At 73.8% G+C, this 17,211-nt stretch carries 17 protein-coding genes; 9 read left to right on the top strand and 8 right to left on the bottom strand.

The window, feature by feature from the left end:
- Positions 1 to 52: 52 nt before the first annotated feature.
- The 3 genes from AC6JBM_RS14930 to AC6JBM_RS14920 form a co-directional block, all read right to left on the bottom strand.
- A complete protein-coding gene (locus AC6JBM_RS14930; RefSeq protein ID WP_497984212.1) occupies positions 53 to 637 on the bottom strand; it encodes a hypothetical protein in 585 nt (194 codons plus the stop codon).
- A complete protein-coding gene (locus tag AC6JBM_RS14925; protein WP_497984211.1) occupies positions 634 to 924 on the bottom strand; it encodes a hypothetical protein in 291 nt (96 codons plus the stop codon). The genes AC6JBM_RS14930 and AC6JBM_RS14925 overlap by 4 nt, the downstream gene beginning before the upstream one ends.
- A gap of 470 nt (positions 925 to 1,394) precedes the next feature.
- Positions 1,395 to 1,556, bottom strand: coding sequence for a hypothetical protein (locus AC6JBM_RS14920; protein ID WP_497984210.1), 162 nt, complete (start codon positions 1,554 to 1,556; stop codon positions 1,395 to 1,397).
- Between the two features lie 295 nt (positions 1,557 to 1,851).
- Here AC6JBM_RS14920 and AC6JBM_RS14915 point away from each other — a divergent pair, with 295 nt between their 5' ends.
- Entirely contained in the window at positions 1,852 to 2,829 is a 978-nt protein-coding gene (locus AC6JBM_RS14915; protein ID WP_497984209.1) for a helix-turn-helix transcriptional regulator, read from the top strand.
- Between the two features lie 210 nt (positions 2,830 to 3,039).
- Here AC6JBM_RS14915 and AC6JBM_RS14910 read toward each other — a convergent pair whose 3' ends face one another.
- The 5 genes from AC6JBM_RS14910 to AC6JBM_RS14890 are packed head-to-tail and all read right to left on the bottom strand — an operon-like array spanning position 3,040 to position 8,402.
- Positions 3,040 to 4,128, bottom strand: coding sequence for an LLM class flavin-dependent oxidoreductase (locus tag AC6JBM_RS14910; RefSeq protein ID WP_497984208.1), 1,089 nt, complete (start codon positions 4,126 to 4,128; stop codon positions 3,040 to 3,042).
- The gene (locus AC6JBM_RS14905) at positions 4,125 to 5,165 is read right to left on the bottom strand and encodes an LLM class flavin-dependent oxidoreductase (RefSeq protein WP_497984207.1); all 1,041 of its coding nucleotides are present in this window, start codon (positions 5,163 to 5,165) and stop codon (positions 4,125 to 4,127) included. Before AC6JBM_RS14905 ends, AC6JBM_RS14910 begins: the two co-directional genes overlap by 4 nt.
- On the bottom strand, positions 5,162 to 6,487 hold the full coding sequence (locus AC6JBM_RS14900) for an NtaA/DmoA family FMN-dependent monooxygenase (protein WP_497984206.1): 1,326 nt from the start codon (positions 6,485 to 6,487) through the stop codon (positions 5,162 to 5,164). The genes AC6JBM_RS14905 and AC6JBM_RS14900 overlap by 4 nt, the downstream gene beginning before the upstream one ends.
- Positions 6,484 to 7,635: an LLM class flavin-dependent oxidoreductase gene (locus tag AC6JBM_RS14895; RefSeq protein WP_497984205.1), complete on the bottom strand. Its 1,152-nt coding sequence runs from the start codon at positions 7,633 to 7,635 to the stop codon at positions 6,484 to 6,486. The genes AC6JBM_RS14900 and AC6JBM_RS14895 overlap by 4 nt, the downstream gene beginning before the upstream one ends.
- Positions 7,632 to 8,402, bottom strand: coding sequence for a glutathione S-transferase C-terminal domain-containing protein (locus tag AC6JBM_RS14890; protein WP_497984204.1), 771 nt, complete (start codon positions 8,400 to 8,402; stop codon positions 7,632 to 7,634). The genes AC6JBM_RS14895 and AC6JBM_RS14890 overlap by 4 nt, the downstream gene beginning before the upstream one ends.
- A gap of 202 nt (positions 8,403 to 8,604) precedes the next feature.
- Here AC6JBM_RS14890 and AC6JBM_RS14885 point away from each other — a divergent pair, with 202 nt between their 5' ends.
- The 8 genes from AC6JBM_RS14885 (at position 8,605) to AC6JBM_RS14850 (ending at position 17,182) form a co-directional block, all read left to right on the top strand.
- Positions 8,605 to 10,227 carry an ABC transporter substrate-binding protein gene (locus tag AC6JBM_RS14885; RefSeq protein ID WP_497984203.1) on the top strand — a complete coding sequence of 541 codons (1,623 nt, stop codon included), beginning with the start codon at positions 8,605 to 8,607 and terminating at the stop codon, positions 10,225 to 10,227.
- A gap of 7 nt (positions 10,228 to 10,234) precedes the next feature.
- Positions 10,235 to 11,155 (top strand): ABC transporter permease, encoded by a 921-nt coding sequence (locus AC6JBM_RS14880; protein WP_350625234.1) that lies wholly within the window; start codon positions 10,235 to 10,237, stop codon positions 11,153 to 11,155.
- Positions 11,156 to 11,157: 2 nt separating this feature from the next.
- A complete protein-coding gene (locus AC6JBM_RS14875) occupies positions 11,158 to 11,994 on the top strand; it encodes an ABC transporter permease (protein WP_350625236.1) in 837 nt (278 codons plus the stop codon).
- Positions 11,994 to 13,589 carry a dipeptide ABC transporter ATP-binding protein gene (locus AC6JBM_RS14870; RefSeq protein ID WP_497984202.1) on the top strand — a complete coding sequence of 532 codons (1,596 nt, stop codon included), beginning with the start codon at positions 11,994 to 11,996 and terminating at the stop codon, positions 13,587 to 13,589. The genes AC6JBM_RS14875 and AC6JBM_RS14870 overlap by 1 nt, the downstream gene beginning before the upstream one ends.
- Complete coding sequence (locus tag AC6JBM_RS14865) at positions 13,586 to 14,284, top strand: GNAT family N-acetyltransferase (RefSeq protein WP_497984201.1); 699 nt, start codon at positions 13,586 to 13,588, stop codon at positions 14,282 to 14,284. The genes AC6JBM_RS14870 and AC6JBM_RS14865 overlap by 4 nt, the downstream gene beginning before the upstream one ends.
- Before the next feature lie 168 nt (positions 14,285 to 14,452).
- Positions 14,453 to 15,262, top strand: a complete 810-nt coding sequence (locus tag AC6JBM_RS14860; protein ID WP_497984200.1) for an LLM class flavin-dependent oxidoreductase — start codon at positions 14,453 to 14,455, stop codon at positions 15,260 to 15,262.
- Positions 15,263 to 15,615: 353 nt separating this feature from the next.
- Positions 15,616 to 16,614, top strand: a complete 999-nt coding sequence (locus tag AC6JBM_RS14855) for an LLM class flavin-dependent oxidoreductase (RefSeq protein WP_497984199.1) — start codon at positions 15,616 to 15,618, stop codon at positions 16,612 to 16,614.
- Positions 16,615 to 16,672: 58 nt separating this feature from the next.
- Positions 16,673 to 17,182 (top strand): flavin reductase family protein, encoded by a 510-nt coding sequence (locus tag AC6JBM_RS14850; RefSeq protein ID WP_497984198.1) that lies wholly within the window; start codon positions 16,673 to 16,675, stop codon positions 17,180 to 17,182.
- The last annotated feature ends 29 nt before the right edge of the window (positions 17,183 to 17,211 follow it).

The raw sequence follows: 17,211 nt of genomic DNA, 5'->3' as shown, positions 1-17,211 counted from the left end.
GCGTGGGCGCCTTTCGGGGATCGAGGGATGGGGCGGAAACGGTGCGGGTGGATCAGCAGGTGCCGAGCTGCTCGGCGACCGCGTCCGGCACGAATCCGGTGCAGTAGTCGGCGGTGCCGAGGTTCAGGGCCACCCACCGGTGGGTGGCGGACAGGTAGGCGAAGACGACGGTCGAGGGCTGCATGCGGCCGTCCGGCCTCGTGTGCGCGGTGGCGAAGCCCTGGGCGCAGGCCGGCTTCTCCAGCGCCGCCGGGCTGCCGGCGCGTTCGTGCATGTCGGCGTTGGCGTGCAGAGCGGTGAAGAGCGTGTCGGCGGTGACCGGGCACACGGCCGGGTCGACCGCGCCAGCCTTCGGCGCGCCGCCGACCGGCCGGGCCGGGATGACGGTCGAACCGGTGGCCGGGTTGGCGGCCGGATTGCCGGTCGGGTTGGCCGTCGGATTGCCGGTCGGGTTGACGGTCGGATTGCTGGTCGGATCGCTGCTCGGGTTGGCGGTCGGCCTCGCCGCGGCGGGGGACGTGGGGGTGGCGGCCGCGGGCCGCGCGGCCGGTGCGGGCGACGATGTGCCGCAGCCGGCGAGGGCCAGGGTCGCGGTGGCGGCCAGCATGACGCCGGCCAGGGCGCGTGCGCTGTTCATCGGAGTGCTCCCCGTGTGATGTCGTCGATTCGCCAGCCGGCGAAGATGGGCGTGTCGGCGACGGCCCGCCGCGCGAGCCGCTCGGCGCGGTCGCGGGCCGACTCCTCGGTCTCGGTGCGGTAGAACAGGCCCACGTCCAGTCCGCGCGCGGCCCGGCGGGCGCTGAGGTGTTCCAGTGCCTCGGTGGGCTCGGCCCGGGCCTGCAGTGCGTGCCGGGCGTCGGCGGGGTCGATGCTCTGGTACGCCGCGCCTGCGGTGGGCGACAGGTGCAGGATCACGAGGTGCATCGCCAAGCCCCTGTTCGCTTCGCCCGGCGCGCGGGCGGCGCCGGTCCGGCTCCGCGGACGGCCGCCGCCGGCCCGGCGGGGTGACGCCGGTGCGAGGGGGCCGGCGGCCGTTGGTCCTGGCGCTGCCGGTGGCCGGATCCGGTCCTCGCCGTGGGCGCAACCGGCCTGCGCCTGGTTCGGGCGGATGCGGCCATGACGATCCGCGCCGTGGTGTCCGATCGATTCATGAGAAACTCCCGGTGACAATTCCTCGTCCACTCGCCAGCCGGCGAAGATGGGTGTTTCGGCAATGGCCCGGCGCGCGAATCGAGCGGCGCGGCCGTGGGCCGTTTCCTTGGAATCGGTGCGGTAGAAGAGGCCTCGGTGGGCCCGGTCCGCGCCCGCAGCGCGCCGGCGGCGTCCTGCAGCCCGATGTACCGGTGCGCCGCGGCGCTGGCGGGCGACAGGTGCGGGATCACCGGCCGCACCGGCTACCCCCAGGTCCAGCCGTCGGTCGTGAACACCACCGCGTCGCCCGGGCCGTCGGCGCGCGTCTCGGCGCCGGTGGAGTGCGCCGGACCGAGTGCGAGGAATGCCGCGGTGGCCAGCAGGATGAGCGCGACAATGTTCTTGCGACGGCTGGAAAACGACATGGCTTCGCCCCTGTTCGAAAGCTGTGGTGTGATTTCGGTCCGTTTCCCGGTGGCTTTTCGTCCCGCCGGTGAGCAATACATTGCCGGACGCCGGGACCGCCGGAAAGGCTTTGCGGCTGGACGGTTCCGGCCTGGCCGGAACCGTCCAGAGAGGCCGCTTCCGGTCGCGGTATTGCCCGGATTCGAGGCTTTGCTGCCCCGTTTCGCCGATATCGACCTCTTGCTATGGACCGCTCGGCGCTGGGAAGATCTCTTCGCGCCCGCATCGCCGGGCGCTGCTACACGGGGGATCAACGTGCTTGAATATTTGGGACTGAACGCCACTTCGGAGGGCGTTTACCGCCTCATGCTCGACCACCCGTCATGGGGCGTGGCCGAGCTCGCCGAGCGGCTCGGCGCCGAGCCCGGCGAAGTCCGGTCCGCCCTGGACGAGCTCTTCGAGCTGGCACTGCTGCGCCAGTCGGTGGAGCGCGACGGGGGACTGCGGCCGGTCAGCCCGGCGGTCGGGCTGCAGATGCTGCTGGCCCGCCAGCAGGCCGAGCTGGAGCATCGCAAGCAACGCATCGCCGAGGGGCAGGCCGCGGTGGCGGCGATGGTCGCCGAATACTCCGCGCGCCCGGCCACGGTGGCCGAGGAGGCCGAGCGCGTGCTCGGCATGGACCAGATCCTGCGGCGGCTCGAGGAGCTCGCCGACACGGCCCGGGTCGAGGCGCTGAGCATCACGCCCGGCGTGCAGTCGGCGGCCTCGATCGAGGCGGGGCTGCGCAACAACGCGGCGCTCGTGGCCCGGGGCGTGAGCCTGCGCACGGCCATGCAGGACACCGCCCGCAACGACCGGCCGACCCTCGCCTACGCGCAGAGCCTCACCGACGCCGGCGCCGAGGTGCGCACCGCGCCGGTGCTGCCGCCGCGGATGCTCATCGCCGACCGCGCCACGGCGATCGTGCCGATGGACCCGGGCGAGACCTCGGCCGGGGTGCTCGTGCTGACCGGGCGCGGCGTGGTGGCCGCGCTCGTGGCGCTCTTCGAGCAGGTGTGGTCGACGGCCGTACCGCTGGGCGCCGCCAAGACCCGCGACCGGCAGGGCGTCACGGCGCAGGAGCGTGAGCTGCTGCACCTGCTCGGGCAGGGCCACACGGACGAGTCGGCGGCCAAGCGGCTCGGGCTGTCCGAGCGCACCTGCCGCCGGATGATGGCCGACCTCATGGAGCGCCTCGGCGCCCGCAGCCGCTTCGAGGCCGGCCTGCTGGCCGTGCGGGAGGGCTGGCTCTAGGGCCTGTTTCACAACTGGGGTGGGAGCGAGGCGGAGTCCAGATTTCGCGACGCCAAGGCTGGCCCGGCGCGCTGCGCCAGGCCGGCCCAGCCAAGGCGCTGCGTGTGCCCCGCGGAGGCCTGGCTACCGGTGTTGTAACCCGGCCTTCGCGGGGTGCGCGCAGGCGGAATCTGGGCCCGCCGCAGCCCCGCCTCAGTTGTGAAACAGGCCCTAGATCCAGGCGTCCGCCAGCAGCTCGAACGAGCGCACCCGGTCCGCGGGGTCGTGCGTGATGGTCGTGACGAGCAGCTCGTCCGCGCCGGTGACCCGCCGCAGGGTCTCCAGCCGCTCGGTGACCTGGCCCGCGTCCCCGACGAACCGGGTGTCCAGCCGGTCCCGCACGAGAGCCTGGTCCTCGTCGCTCCACGGCAGCGCGGCGGCCTCGGCCGGGGTCGGGAAGGGGATCGCGCCGGTGCCCGTGCGGATGCTGCGGACCCAGTGGCGGTACGGCGAGCCGAGGTGCCGGGCGAGCGCCTCGGACTCGGCCACGAGGACGTCGGCGGAGACGAGCACGTAGGGCCGGTCGAGCACCGCCGACGGCCGGAACGCGGCCCGGTAGGCCTCCACCGCCTCGAGCACGTTCGACGGCGCCACGTGGTAGTTGGCCGCGAAGGGCAGGCCCCGCTCCCCCGCCACCCGGGCGCTCTCGCCGCCGCTGGAGCCCAGGATCCACAGCTCGGCCTTGGCCCCCTCGCCGGGCGTCGCGTGCACGTCGAGCCCGTCGCGCTCGAAGGTGCCCGCGATCAGGTGCTGGATGTCCGCAACGGTCGCGGCGAACGGCGGCGGGGTGGCCCCCGGCTGGCGCAGCAGGCCCCCGTACAGCGCGAACCTCGGCGACCCGGCCAGCGTCGCGAAGTCGAACGGCGCCGGGATCAGCAGGCCGTCCACGACGCGGTCGGCGGCCGGGGTGACCGCGCCCGGCTTGCCGCCCGAGCGCCCCAGGCCCAGGTCCAGCCGGCCCGGGTGGATCGCGTCGACGAGGCCGAACTGCTCCACGATCGACACGGCGGTGGAGTAGCCGACCTGGACCGCGCCGGAGCCGACCCGGATGCGGTCGGTCGCGGCGGCGATCAGGCCGATGAGCACGGCGGGGGCGGCGCTGGCCACGCCGGCGGCGAAGTGGTGCTCGGCGACCCAGTACCGGTGGTAGCCCAGCGCGTCGGCGCGCCGGGCCACGTCGATCGTCGTGCGCAGCGCGGCTCCGGCGTCGGAGCCGGAGCTGATCGGGGCGAGGTCCAGGATGGACAGGGGGACGCTCATGCGCTCACCTCCAGGGCGGGGAACGGGCGGCTGGGGATCTCGCGGCGCAGCACCGGGGCGACCTCGGACTGGAACAGCTCCAGCGAGGCGCGGTGCTGCCGCTCGGTGAGGCCGTCGGCGTCGGCCTGCACGTGCATCACCTCGTGGCCGAGGCGGGCGTGGTATCGGTGGACCTTGTCGATGATCTGCTGCGGGCTGCCCACGAGGATGGAGCTGCGCTCGACGGCGTCCTCGATGCTCGTGAACACCGGCGGGACGCCGTAGCGCTTGAACGTCTCCAGCCGCGCCTCGAAGATCGGGCGGTAGGCGTCGATCGCCTCCTGCGAGCGCTCGTGCACGTAGAACCCGGCCGACCCGGCGCCGACGAGCGCGGTCGCGGGGTCGTGGCCGTGGAAGGCCAGCCGCTCCCGGTAGTGGTTGACGAGCTCCTCGTACGGCTCGACCGGGTTGGTGACGTTGGCCGAGAACAGCGGGTCGCCGTGCTGCGCGGCCAGCTCCACCGACGCCTTGCTCGTGGCGCTGCCGTGCCAGATGCGGATCGGCTGCTGCAGCGGGCGGGGCAGCACCTCGGCGTCGGTCAGCGACGGGCGGAACCGGCCGGACCAGGTGACCTTCTCCTCCCGCCACAGCTTCGTGAACAGCTCGTAGCCCTCGCGGTTGCGGTCCCACTGGTCGTCGGCGGTCACGTGGAACAGCTCGGCCTGGGCCGCGCCGTTGCCCTTGCCGACGATGAGCTCGAGCCGCCCGCCGGAGAGGTTGTCCAGCGTCGCGTAGTCCTCGTAGGCCCGGACCGGGTCGAGCAGGCTCAGCGTGGTGACGGCGGTGAACAGCCGGATGGTGCGGGTGCGGGCCGCGATGTGGCTGAGCACGACCGGCGGCGAGGAGGAGATGAACGGCCGCTCGTGGCGCTCGCCGACGCCGAAGCCGTCGAAGCCCAGCTCCTCGGCGAAGACCGCGTTGTCGACGACCTCGCGCAGCCGTTCGCGCGGGGACTTCCCGCGGTCGTGGACGATGAGGGTGATGGCCAGGAATTTCATGCGGTCAGCCCGAGGTGCTCGCCAAGGGTCGTGGTGGTGTAGTCGCGGCGGAAGACGCCGCGCTCCTGCAGCAGGGGCACGACGGTGTCGACGAACTCGTCGAGGCCGCCGGGCACGATGTGCGGGACGAGGATGAAGCCGTCCGCGGCGTCCTGCTGCACGAAGTCGTCGATCGTCTCCGCGATCTTGGCGGCGGTACCGATGAAGGTCTGTCGTCCCGTGAGCTCGATGACGAGATCGCGGATCCCGAGCCCCTTCTCCTCGGCGATGGCGCGCCACTTCGCCGCGGTCACCAGCGGGTCGTCGAAGATCCGGGCCCGGCCCTTGATGATCGAGTCCTGCTCCGGCACCGGGTCGAACGACGGCAGCGGCCCCTCGGGGTCGTGGTCGCTGAGGTCCTTGTTCCACAGCTGCTCCAGCAGCAGGATCGCCGTCTGCGGGCTGACCTGCTGCCGGCGCACGTGGCGGGCCCGCTCCTGCGCGTCGGCCTCGGACGAGCCGAGCACGAAGGTGCTGGCGGGCAGGATCTTCAGCTGGTCGGGGCGCCGGCCGTGCCTGGCCATGCGGCCCTTCACGTCGGCGTAGAAGGCCTTGCCCTCCTCGAGGGTGCCGTGCCGGGAGAAGATGGCGTCGGCGTCGCGGGCCGCGAACTCGCGCCCGGCGTCGGAGTCGCCGGCCTGGATGATGAGCGGGCGCCCCTGCGGGCTGCGCGGCACGTTGAAGTGCCCGTGGATGTCCACGTGCCGGCCGGTGTGCGCGAACGCGCCCGGGTCGGCGTGGCGGGACCAGGTGCCGGCGGCGCGGTCGGCGACGATCTCGTCCGCGGCCCAGGTGTCCAGCAACTCCTTCACGGTCTGCAGGACCTCGGCGGCGCGGCTGTAGCGGTCGTCGCGCTCGAGGTAGCCGCCGCGGCGGAAGTTCTCGCCGGTGAAGGCGTCCCAGGAGGTGACGACGTTCCAGCCGGCCCGCCCGCCGGAGAGGTGGTCGAGCGAGGCGAGCTTGCGGGCCAGCTCGTAGGGCTCGTTGAAGGTGGAGTTGACGGTCGCGGTCAGCCCGAGGTGGGTGGTGACCGCGGCCAGCCCGCCCAGCACGGTGACGTTGTCGGGCCGCCCGACGACGTCGAGGTCGTGGATGCGGCCCCGCTGCTCGCGCAGGCGCAGGCCCTCGGCGAGGAAGAAGAAGTCGAACTTGCCGCGCTCGGCGGTCTGCGCGAGGCGGCGGAACGACTCGAACGCGATCTGGCTGCCGGCCTCGGGGTCGCTCCACACCGTGGTGTTGTTGACGCCGGGGAAGTGCGCGGCGAGGATCACCTGCTTGGTCACGCCGAGACCTCCTGGGGCGCGTAGCGGTTGGCGGCCGCGGGTAGCCCGAGGTGGCCGCGCAGCGTGGTGGACGTGTACTCGGTGCGCAGTGCCCCGCGCTCGCGCAGCAGCGGCACGAGGCCGGTGACGATCGCGTCGAGGTCGGCGGGCAGGACGCCGGGGCGCAGCCGGAAGCCGTCGAGGCCGGCCGAGCGCCATTCGAGGAGCAGGTCGGCGAGGCCGGCCGCGTCGCCGGCGTAGGTGTGGGCGTCGCTGGCGTAGGGGGCGCCGGCGAGCGCGTCGAGCCGGGCCTTGCGCTCGGGGTCGAGGAACACGTTGAGGTCGGCGAAGACGAGCAGGGGCCGGTCGGTGAGCGAGCGGACCTCGCCGGCGATGGCCCGGGCGTGCTCCGCGCTCGCCGGGGTGACGTAGACGACGTCGGCCGCGGCGGCGGCGAACTCGTACGGCACCCTCGCGTGCGCGAGCGCGGTGACGACCGGCTGGCCCTGCGGCGGCCGGGGCGTGATCGAGGGGCCCTTCACGCTGAAGTGCCCGCCCGCGAAGTCGATGTAGTGCAGCTTGTCCCGGTCGATGAACCGGCCGGTGGCGGCGTCGCGGATGACGGCGTCGTCCTCCCAGCTGTCCCAGAGCCGGCGCACGACCTCGACGTGGTCGGCCGCCTCGGCGAAGAGCTCGGCGACGAGGGCCCGCACGGGCGGGGAGTCGAGGTCGGCGGTGGCCGGGTCGATCGCCGGGATCGCGCGCCGGCCGAAGTGCTCGGCCTCACCGGGGCGGGCCGAGACCTGGGCCCGCCAGCCGGCCCGGCCGGTGCTGAGGTAGTCGAGGGTGGCCAGCTGGGTGGAGACGTGGAACGGCTCGGTGTGGGTGGTGGTGACCGTCGGGACCAGGCCGATGTGGCTGGTCAGCGGGGCGACCCGGGCGGCGACGAGCAGCGCGTCGAGGCGGCCGCGGACCGTGCCGGGGCCGGGGAGGCCCAGGGAGTCCTCGATGGTGACGAAGTCCAGGGTGCCCCGCTCGGCGAGGCGGACCAGGCGCAGCCAGTACTCCGGCGTGAACAGGTCCCCGGTCTCGGCGGACGGGTCGCGCCAGGCCGCCGGGTGCCAGCCGGCCCCGTCCAGCGCGACGGCGAGGTGCAGGTGATCGCTCATGCGAGGGTCCAGTCGGGGTGGGCGAAGGTGGTGAAGTCGGTGGTGTCGCGGAACGCCGGGATCGCGTACAGGGCGCGGGCGTAGCGCAGCAGGTTCGGGTGGTCGGCGAGGCTCGGGCCGAGCCGGGCCAGGTGCACCCACAGGCGGATGTCGGCCTCGGTGAGCACGCCGCCGACCAGGTACTCGCGCCCGGCCAGCCGCTCGTCGAGCGCGGCGAGCCTCGCGGGCGAGCCGATGGACAGGTCGAGGCTCTCGATCTCCTCGCGCAGCGCCTCCGGGTAGGTCTCGGCCACCGGGTTCGCGAGCCGGCCGAAGCGGGTGGCCAGGTCGATGCCGATGCCCGCGAAGTCGTTGCTGACCACCCGGGCGAGGTGGCGGTCCCAGAGCGTCGGCACGCTCACGTGCCCGTCGAAGCCCTCCTCGGTGGCCTCGTACGCGTGGCGCAGCAGGGTGAAGCCGTTGACCGGGTCGGGGCCGTAGCGCTCGCGGAACGCCCAGCCGCGCCCGTCGCGCTGGTTGTCCACGTAGGACACGGTCACGGCGTCCTCGAGCCCGGCCAGCGCCCGGGCGATGGTGACGCGCTGTGACCACGGGCAGAACCAGCCCGCGTAGATGTGGTACCGGCCGGGCTGGGGGTCGTCGACCACGTGGCCGGTGAACCGGTACAGCGGGCGGGGGTCGTCGGGGCGCTGGGGTATGCGGTACTCGCCGTGGGCCACGGTGTCGACCGGGCTGGCCAGACGGCTGGAGCGGGGCAGGCTGGACATGGGGACCTCCGTGGAGCCGGAAGCAATAGCCGACTAATCCTACATGTAGAGTAGGATTATGGCGAGACCCGCGTGACATGCCCCTCACCGACCCCCATCGAACGTTGACAGTCACGCAGGGTCGCTGCTGCACTGGCCGACACCACCCGAGCCGAACGCCTTGGCGCGCCGGGTCTTCGCCGTCTGAAATCGAGGCATCCCCATGCGTAAATCCCTATCGATGCTTGCCGCGGTCGCCCTCCTGGCCGCCGGCTGCGGTGGCACCGCGTCCGGCGAGCCCGGGGCCGGCGCCGGCGCCCCGGTCACCGGCGGCAGCCTCACCTGGGCCGTGGAGACCGAGCCGGTCACGTTCAACCCGCACCTCTACGCCCAGGCCAAGGCCCGCCTGCTGGTCTGGAACAGCTTCGAGGCGCTGCTCACGCACGACGAGCATGGCGGCTACGTGCCCTGGCTGGCCAAGTCCTACGAGGTGTCGGCCGACGGCAAGGCGTACACCTTCAAGCTCCGCGACGACGTGACCTTCCACGACGGCGAGAAGTTCGACGCCGCCGCGGTCAAGGCGAACCTCGACCAGCTCCTCGTGCCCGGCTACGCCCCGGGCGTCACCTCGACGCAGCTGAAGCACTACGCGGGCGCGAAGATCGTCGACGCCTCCACCATCGAGGTCGACCTCAAGCAGCCCGACGTGCTCATCCTCGACTTCTTCGCCTCCCCGCAGGGCGCGCAGATCTCGCCGAAGTCGCTCAAGAGCCCGGACCTCAAGGCGGGCGGCCCGGACGTGGTCGGCACCGGCCCGTTCATCCTCGACCGCTACAGCAAGGGCCAGGAGGTGCACTACAAGAAGAACCCCGCCTACAAGTGGGCTCCGGCCAATGCCGGCCATCAGGGTCCCGCCTACCTCGACGAGGTGACGTACCGCTTCCTCAAGGAGTCCTCGGTGCGCGTCGGCGCCCTGACGTCCGGGCAGGTCGACGTGATCGAGGGCGTCCCCGCCACCGAGCAGGGGCTGGTCAAGGCCGACCCGAGCCTCCAGTTCGCCCAGCACCTCAACAGCGGCACGGCGTACAACTACTACTTCAACCAGGCCAAGGCGCCCTTCGACGACATCAACGTGCGCAAGGCGTTCCGCGACGCGGTCGACGTCGACGGGGTGCTGCAGGGCGTGTACCGCGGCACCGCGACCCGGGCGTGGAGCGTCCTGAGCCCGTCGGGCCCGTTCTACGACCCGTCGCTGGAGAAGACCTACGGCAACGACCCGGCCGAGGCCAACCGCCTGCTCGACCAGGCCGGCTGGGCGGCGAAGGACGCCGACGGCTTCCGCACCAAGGACGGCAAGCGGCTCACCGTGCGCATCGTGCTCTCGGCGCCGTTCGTGCGGGACAAGCGCGACATCCTGGCCCAGGCCGTGCAGGCCGCGGTCAAGCAGTCCGCCGGCATCGACCTGCAGGTGAAGGTCGTCGACCAGGGCACCGCCACGGACGCGCTGAACAAGGGCGAGTTCGAGGTCTTCGACAACTCCCGGGCCGACACCGACGCCGGCGCCGCGCTCACCCTGATCGTGCCGAAGGGCGCGCCGATCAACCGGCACGGCTTCACCAGCCCGGAGCTGGACGCGCAGGTCGCGGCCGGCTCGGCGACGAGCGACACGGCCAAACGCAAGGAGATCTACACCGGCATCCAGAAGACCCTCACGGACAACGCCACCCTGCTGCCGCTCTACGCCCCGGCCGACCAGATCGCGGCGCAGAAGACCGTCGGGGGCGTCGGCTTCGAGCCCACCGCGGGCGTGCCGGCGAGCGCGTACAACGTGTGGATCGGAAAGTAGGCAACCCATGTGGCGTCCCGTCCTGCGGCGCCTCGGCAGCGGGGTGGTGGTCCTCTGGGCCGCCGCCACCGCCGCCTACCTGGCGCTGCACCTGGCCCCGGGCGACACCGTCGACACCCTCGTCGGCGACGGGCCCGACACCCCGCAGATCCGCGCGCAGATCGCGGCCGACCTCGGCCTGGACCGCCCGGCCGCGGTGCAGTACGTCACCTACCTGTGGCGGCTGCTGCACGGCGACTTCGGCCGCTCCTACGTGCTGCAGCGCCCGGTCCTCGACATCATCGGCAGCCAGGTCTGGCCGACGGTGAAGCTGACGCTGGTCGCGTGCGCGTTCAGCGCGGTCATCGCGGTCGTGGTCGCGCTGGTGAGCACCGGCCGGTCCCGCTGGGTCCGCGGGCTGGTGTCCGCCCTGGAGCTCTCGGTCGTCTCCGCGCCCGGGTTCCTCATCGGCATCCTGCTGCTGAGCGTGTTCTCGTTCCGGCTCGGCTGGTTCCCGGTCTCCGGCGACCGGGACGTCTCCGCGCTCGTGCTGCCCGCGCTGTCGCTCGCCCTGCCCATCGGCGGGCTGCTCAGCCAGGTGCTGCGCGAGGGCCTGGAGCGGGCGCTGGACGAGCCGTTCGCGGTGACCGCCCGGGCCCGGGGCCTGACCCGGCGGGCGCTGCTGTGGCGGCACGCGCTGCGCCACGCCCTGCTGCCCGCCGTCACCCTGGCCGGCACGCTGATCGGCTTCCTGCTCAGCGCGGCCGTCGTGGTGGAGCGGGTCTTCGGCCGGCCCGGGCTCGGCCAGGTCGCCACCGACGCGGTCGGCACCAAGGACATCCCGGTGGTCCTCGCGGTCGTGATGCTCTCGGCCGCCATCTACGTCGGGCTGAGCACCCTCGCGGACCTGACGTACCTCGCCGTCGACCCCCGGCTGCGGAAAGGCTGACCATGTCCATCGCCCTGCCCGTCCCCGCCGCCGCGCCGCGCCTGGCGCGCTGGTGGTGGGCCCCGGCGCTCGCGCTGGCCGTCATCGTGCTCGCCGCGCTCGCGCCCCGGCTGCTCTCCGGCGCCGACCCGCTGGCCGCGGACCCGCTCGCCGCGCTGCAGCCGCCGAGCGCCGAGCACTGGTTCGGCACCGACCAGCTCGGCCGGGACGTCTTCACCCGCACGGTCTACGGCGCCCGCTACTCCCTCGCCATCGGCGCCGCGTCGACCCTGCTCTCGCTGGTCGCGGGCGGGCTCGCGGGCCTGCTGGCCGGGCTCGCGCCGCGCTGGGCCGACGAGGTGCTCAGCCGGGCCCTCGACGTGCTCTCGGCGTTTCCCGAGGTGCTGCTGGCGCTGCTGTTCATCGCCTTCACCGAGCCGGGCACGCCCAGCCTGGTGCTGGCCATCGCGCTGGCGTTCGCGCCCCGCTACGGCCGGATCGTGCGGGCGCAGACGCTGCTGGTGCGCCGCTCCGGCTACGTCGAGCAGGCGGTCACCTTCGGCCTGTCCCGCGCCCGGCTCGCCTGGCGGCACATCCTGCCCAACGTGCTCGGCCCGCTGCCGATCCTGGCCACCATCGGCCTCGGCACCGCGATCGTGAACGCCTCGGCGCTGTCGTTCCTCGGCATGGGGCCGCAGCCGCCGTCGCCGGAGTGGGGCGCGATGCTCTCGGAGAGCCGCAACTACCTGCGCGTCGCGTGGTGGTCGGCGATCCTGCCGGGCGCCGCCCTGACCGTCACCGTCATCTCGCTGACCGCCCTCGGCCGGCGGCTCCAGCGGCGCTTCGAGGGGCGGCACTGATGGCACCCCTGGTCGAGGTGGACAACCTCCGGGTCACGTTCCCGGGGCCGGTGCCCGCGGTGCGGGGCATCAGCTTCACCGTCGAGCGCGGCGAGTGCGTGGCCATCGTCGGCGAGAGCGGCTCGGGCAAGAGCGTCACCGCCCGCTCCCTCGTCGGGCTGGCCGGGCCGGGCGCGGACGTGCGGGCCGACGCGCTGCGGCTCGACGGCCGCGACACCGCCGGGTTCACCGACCGGCAGTGGCGGCGGCTGCGGGGCCGCGTCGCCGGGCTCGTGCTGCAGGACGCGCTCGTCTCCCTCGACCCGCTCAACCCGGTCGGCCGGGAGATCGGCGAGGTGCTGCGCGCGCACGGCATCGGCACGCCGGGCGAGCGCGAGGCCCGGGTCGCCGCGCTGCTGGAGGCGGTGCACGTGCCCGATCCGGCCGAGCGGGCGCGGCAGTACCCGCACCAGCTCTCCGGCGGCCTGCGCCAGCGCGCGCTCATCGCCTCCGCCATCGCCGCCGACCCGCCGCTGCTCATCGCCGACGAGCCGACGACCGCGCTCGACGTCACCGTGCAGGCGCAGCTGCTGCGGCTGCTGGCCGAGCGCCGGGCCGCCGGGTCGGCGCTGCTGCTCGTGAGTCACGACCTGGCCGTGGTGGCCGGCATCGCCGACCGGGTGCTGGTCATGCGCGACGGGGTGATCGTCGAGCAGGGGCCGACCGCGGAGGTGCTCAACGCGCCCCGGCACGAGTACACCCGGCTGCTGCTGGCCGCCGTGCCCACGGCCGCGTCGAAGGGGCTGCGGCTCAGCAGCACCGCGCGGGAGCCTCTGCCACCGCGGGCGGTCGACGCGGAGCGGATCGTGCTGCGGGCCGAGGGCCTGCACCACCATTACGGGGACCGGCACGTCGTCGACGACGTCGGCTTCACCCTCGCCCGCGGCGAGACCCTCGGCGTCGTCGGCGAGTCCGGCTCGGGCAAGACCACCCTGGCGCGCATCGCGCTCGGGCTGCTGGAGCCGGAGGCGGGCACCGTGCACCTCGGGGACGCGCGGTGGAGCGGGGTACCGGAGCGCCGGCGGCGGCCGCTGCGCCGGCGGGTGCAGGTGATCGCCCAGGATCCGCGGTCGTCGTTCGATCCGCGGTACACCGTGGAACAGCTCGTCGCGGAGCCCCTGGGGCTGCGGGGTCCGGCCCGCCGCGACCGGGTCGTGGAGCTGCTCGAACGCGTCGGGCTCGGCCCCGCCCACCTGCGCCGCCACCCGCGCGAGCTCTCCGGCGGGCAGCGGCAGCGGGTCGCGATCGCCCGCGCCGTCGGGCCCCGGCCGGACGTGCTGGTCTGCGACGAGCCGGTCTCCGCCCTCGACGTGTCCATCCAGGCCCAGGTCCTCGATCTGCTCGCCGAGCTGCAGGCCGCCGACGGCACCGCCCTGCTGTTCATCTCCCACGACCTCGGGGTCGTGCACCACCTCGCCGACCGGGTGCTCGTCATGCACGACGGGCGGGTCGTCGAGCAGGGCCCCGTCGGCTCGGTCTTCGACCATCCGGTGCACGACTACACCAAGACCCTGTTGGCCGCCGTACCCACTCTCGAACCAGAGGCCGCCCGATGACCAAGCACGTTCTGGACAACCCCGCCTGGTACGCCCTGCACGGGCCGCACGCGCGTTTCGCCGAGTCCGTCGGCGACGCGGTGCGCTACCACCCCGACGTGGCCCCGTTCCTGACCGTCCACCCCGACGCCGGGCCGGAGGTGTGGCCGGACGTGGCCGCCCTCGCCGGGCCGGGCGCGGTCATCCCGGTCACCGGGGACGGGCCCGCCCCGCCGCCCTCGTGGGAGGTCGTGGAGGACGCGGGCGCCGTGCAGCTGCTCGACGTCGCCGTCGAGGCGCGCCCCGACCCGGAGGCGGTCGTGCTCAGCGCGGTCGACGTGCCCGAGATCCTGGACCTGGTCGCGCGGACGAAGCCGGGCCCCTACCGGCAGCGCACCATCGAGCTCGGCACCTACCTCGGCATCCGGCGCGAGGGGCGGCTGATCGCGCTGGCCGGCGAGCGGCTGCACCTGGACGGGTGGACGGAGATCTCGGCCGTGTGCACCGATCCCGCGTTCCGGGGCCAGGGCCTCGCCACCCGGCTCGTGCGGGCGGTCGCGCACGGCATCCGCGCCCGGGGCGAGCGGCCCCTGCTGCACGCGGCGGCGACGAACACGAACGCGATCAGGCTGTACGAGTCCATCGGCTTCGAACTGCGGCGCCGCACCGCGTTCCGGGTCGTGCGGGTGCCCGCGCTCGTGGGTGGGACCGCATGAGCGGTCCGGAGCGAAGCGGAGGGGCCGCTCATCATGAACGCAGTTTCCTCATGCCGGCGCCGGAGCTTGCGGAGGCGACGGCATGAGCGGTCCGGAGCGAAGCGGAGGGGCCGCTCATCATGAACACAGTTTCCTCATGCCGGCGCCGGAGCTTGCGGAGGTGACGGCATGAGCCTGTTGTTCGCGGCGGAGGTTGACGCTTCCGACCTCGAGTCCCTGCAACGGCGGGTGCTGGAGGCCGAGGCGGCCGGGTACGCCTTCGTCACCCTCCCCGACGACCCGCTGCGCGGCGGGGTCGAGGCGGGGGTGCGGGCCGCGTTCCTGGCCCGGCGCACCACCCGGATCGGGCTCGCCCCGGCGCTGCACACCAGCACCACCGAGCCGTTCCACCTCGCGACCCAGCTCGCCAGCCTCGACCACGCGTCGCTGGGCCGGGCCGGCTGGGTGGTCGGGGCCACGAGCGACCCGGCCGCGCTGGCCACCGTCGGGCGCACCGGGGTCGACCCGGGCGAGGTCCGCGACGTCGTCGACGTCGCCCGCGGGCTGTGGGACTCCTGGGAGGACGACGCGGTCATCCGGGACGTGGCGACGGGCCGGTTCCTGGACCCGGCGCGCGTGCACCACGTGCGCTTCGAGGGCGAGCGGTTCTCCGTCGTCGGCCCGCTCATCACCCCGCGCCCGCCGCAGGGCCAGGTGGTCGTGATCGGCTCGGCCGCGCTCGGCATCACCGACCGGCTCGACGTCGTCGTCGCGGAACCGGACCGGCTGCCCGCACGCGGCGGCCCGCTCGTGTTCGCGTCGGTGCCGGTGTCGTACGACATCGAACAGCTCCGGGGCGTCGCCGACGGGGTGCTGTTCCAGGATACCGGCGGAGCCCTGCCGCGGGTGCCCGCTCCCTCGACCGCCGGCACGCTGCGGGAGGCGCTCGGCCTGCCGCGTCCCGAGAACCGCCACGCGCTCGCCCGGAGGCACGCATGACTGGTCCGGAGCGAAGCGGAGGGGCCGGTCATCATCAACTCAGCTCCCAGGTCGTGCGACCGGAGCGAAGCGGAGGTCGCATGACCCGCCAGTTGCACCTCGGCGTCTTCTTCACCGGCGTCGGGCCCAACCTGCTGTGGACCGAGCCGGACTTCGCCGACCACACCCACATCGACACGTTCGTCCACGTCGCCAAGACCCTCGAGCGCGGCCTCTTCGACGCGTTCTTCCTGGGCGAGGGCCTGCGGGTGCGGGAGCACCGCGGGCAGGTCCACGCGCTCGACGTGGCCGGCCGTCCCGACGCCATAACCCAGCTCGCCGCGCTCGCGGCCGAGACGACCCACATCGGGCTCGTGGCGACCCAGAACACCACCTACAACTACCCGGCCGACCTGGCCCGCCGCCTCGCCAGCCTCGACGCCGTCTCCGGCGGCCGGGCCGGCTGGAACATCGTCACCACCGACAACGCCTGGACCGGGGAGAACTTCCGGCACGGCGGCTGGCTGGCGCACGAGCGGCGCTACGAGCGGGCCGGCGCGTTCGTGGAGACGGCGAAGGCGCTCTGGCGCGGCGAGCGGGTCACGGCCGCCACGGACATCCTCACCCTCGACGCCGCGGGCGCGGTGCCGCCGAGCCCGCAGGGGCGGCCGGTGCTGTTCCAGGCCGGCGACTCCCCCGGCGGCCGGGAGCTGGCCGCGCGCCACGCCGACGTGGTGTTCTCGGCGAACACGTCCTACGACAAGGCGGCCGCGTACGCCGCGGACCTGCGCCGCCGCCTCGCCGCGCACGGGCGGGCCCCGGACGCGGTGCGCATCCTGCCGGGCGCCTCCGTCGTGCTCGGCGACACCGCGGCCGAGGCCCGGGACCGGGCCCGCTGGATCAGGCGCGAGCAGACCACCGGTCCGCGGGCGATCGCGTTCCTGGAGCAGTACTGGGGCAGGGACCTCTCCGCCTACGACCCCGACGGCCCGCTGCCGGACGTCGACCCCACCGACGACGAGCTGGACCCGTCGCGCGGCACGATCCCGATCGAGCACCGCACCGGCAAGCTGGCCCGGATCGCGGCCTGGCGGGAGCTGGCGGCCGCGCGGCACCTGTCCATCCGGGACCTCGTCATCGAGGTCAGCCCCGGCCACGGCAGCTTCGTCGGCACGCCCGGCGAGGTCGCCGAGGAGTGGGGCCGCTACCTGCGCGACGGCGTGGTGGACGGGTTCAACCTGCTGCCCGATCGGCTGCCGGGCACCGTCGAGGAGATCGTCGACCGGCTGGTGCCCGAGCTGCAGACCAGGGGGTTGTACCGCACCGAGTACGCCGGCACCACGCTCCGGTCCCACCTATCCCTATCGCTTTAGTAGGACTTCGGCTAGACTTCTCATGACCGGTACACCAGCGGAAAGCAGGGCCGATCCGATGACCGCTCCCGCATTGCTCTCCCCGACCGACCTGCGCCGGGTCTTCGGCGCGTTCCCGACCGGCGTCACCGCCATCGCCGCCGTCGTCGACGGCATCCCCGTCGGGCTCGCCGCCAGCTCGTTCACGTCGGTCTCCCTCGACCCGCCACTGGCCTCGGTGTGCATCGCCCGCACCTCGACCACGTGGCCGGCGCTGCGCCGCGCGAGCCGGCTCGGCGTGAGCGTGCTCGCGGCCGACCAGGAGCGCCTGGGCCGGCAGCTGTCCCAGCGCGGCGGCGACCGCTTCGCCGGCGCGACCTGGCGGGCGAGCCGCGACGGCGAGATCCTGCTCGACGGCGCGTGCGCGTGGCTGGAGTGCAGCATCCACGAGGAGTACGCGGCCGGCGACCACGACATCGTGCTGCTGCGCATCCACGACCTCGACGCGGACCACTCGGCCGCGCCGCTGGTCTTCCACCGCAGCGGATTCAACCGTTTGCGCAGCTCCGAGGTGGGTACGCGGACCTGAGACAGGCCCCGTACCCGGCAAGGAGAGTC

This window comes from Dactylosporangium thailandense, assembly GCF_059739745.1.
This window is presented reverse-complemented; position numbering and strand designations above follow the sequence as displayed.

What these genes read in the sequence shown, in the direction of transcription:
- AC6JBM_RS14885 (WP_497984203.1), top strand. Translation starts at nt 8,605, where the DNA reads ATGCGTAAATCCCTATCGATGCTTGCCGCGGTCGCCCTCCTGGCCGCC.
- AC6JBM_RS14850 (WP_497984198.1), top strand. Translation starts at nt 16,673, where the DNA reads ATGACCGCTCCCGCATTGCTCTCCCCGACCGACCTGCGCCGGGTCTTC.
- AC6JBM_RS14895 (WP_497984205.1), bottom strand. Translation starts at nt 7,635, where the DNA reads ATGAGCGATCACCTGCACCTCGCCGTCGCGCTGGACGGGGCCGGCTGG.
- AC6JBM_RS14870 (WP_497984202.1), top strand. Translation starts at nt 11,994, where the DNA reads ATGGCACCCCTGGTCGAGGTGGACAACCTCCGGGTCACGTTCCCGGGG.
- AC6JBM_RS14910 (WP_497984208.1), bottom strand. Translation starts at nt 4,128, where the DNA reads ATGAGCGTCCCCCTGTCCATCCTGGACCTCGCCCCGATCAGCTCCGGC.
- AC6JBM_RS14890 (WP_497984204.1), bottom strand. Translation starts at nt 8,402, where the DNA reads ATGTCCAGCCTGCCCCGCTCCAGCCGTCTGGCCAGCCCGGTCGACACC.
- AC6JBM_RS14905 (WP_497984207.1), bottom strand. Translation starts at nt 5,165, where the DNA reads ATGAAATTCCTGGCCATCACCCTCATCGTCCACGACCGCGGGAAGTCC.
- AC6JBM_RS14920 (WP_497984210.1), bottom strand. Translation starts at nt 1,556, where the DNA reads ATGTCGTTTTCCAGCCGTCGCAAGAACATTGTCGCGCTCATCCTGCTG.
- AC6JBM_RS14930 (WP_497984212.1), bottom strand. Translation starts at nt 637, where the DNA reads ATGAACAGCGCACGCGCCCTGGCCGGCGTCATGCTGGCCGCCACCGCG.
- AC6JBM_RS14860 (WP_497984200.1), top strand. Translation starts at nt 14,453, where the DNA reads ATGAGCCTGTTGTTCGCGGCGGAGGTTGACGCTTCCGACCTCGAGTCC.
- AC6JBM_RS14875 (WP_350625236.1), top strand. Translation starts at nt 11,158, where the DNA reads ATGTCCATCGCCCTGCCCGTCCCCGCCGCCGCGCCGCGCCTGGCGCGC.
- AC6JBM_RS14925 (WP_497984211.1), bottom strand. Translation starts at nt 924, where the DNA reads ATGCACCTCGTGATCCTGCACCTGTCGCCCACCGCAGGCGCGGCGTAC.
- AC6JBM_RS14865 (WP_497984201.1), top strand. Translation starts at nt 13,586, where the DNA reads ATGACCAAGCACGTTCTGGACAACCCCGCCTGGTACGCCCTGCACGGG.
- AC6JBM_RS14880 (WP_350625234.1), top strand. Translation starts at nt 10,235, where the DNA reads ATGTGGCGTCCCGTCCTGCGGCGCCTCGGCAGCGGGGTGGTGGTCCTC.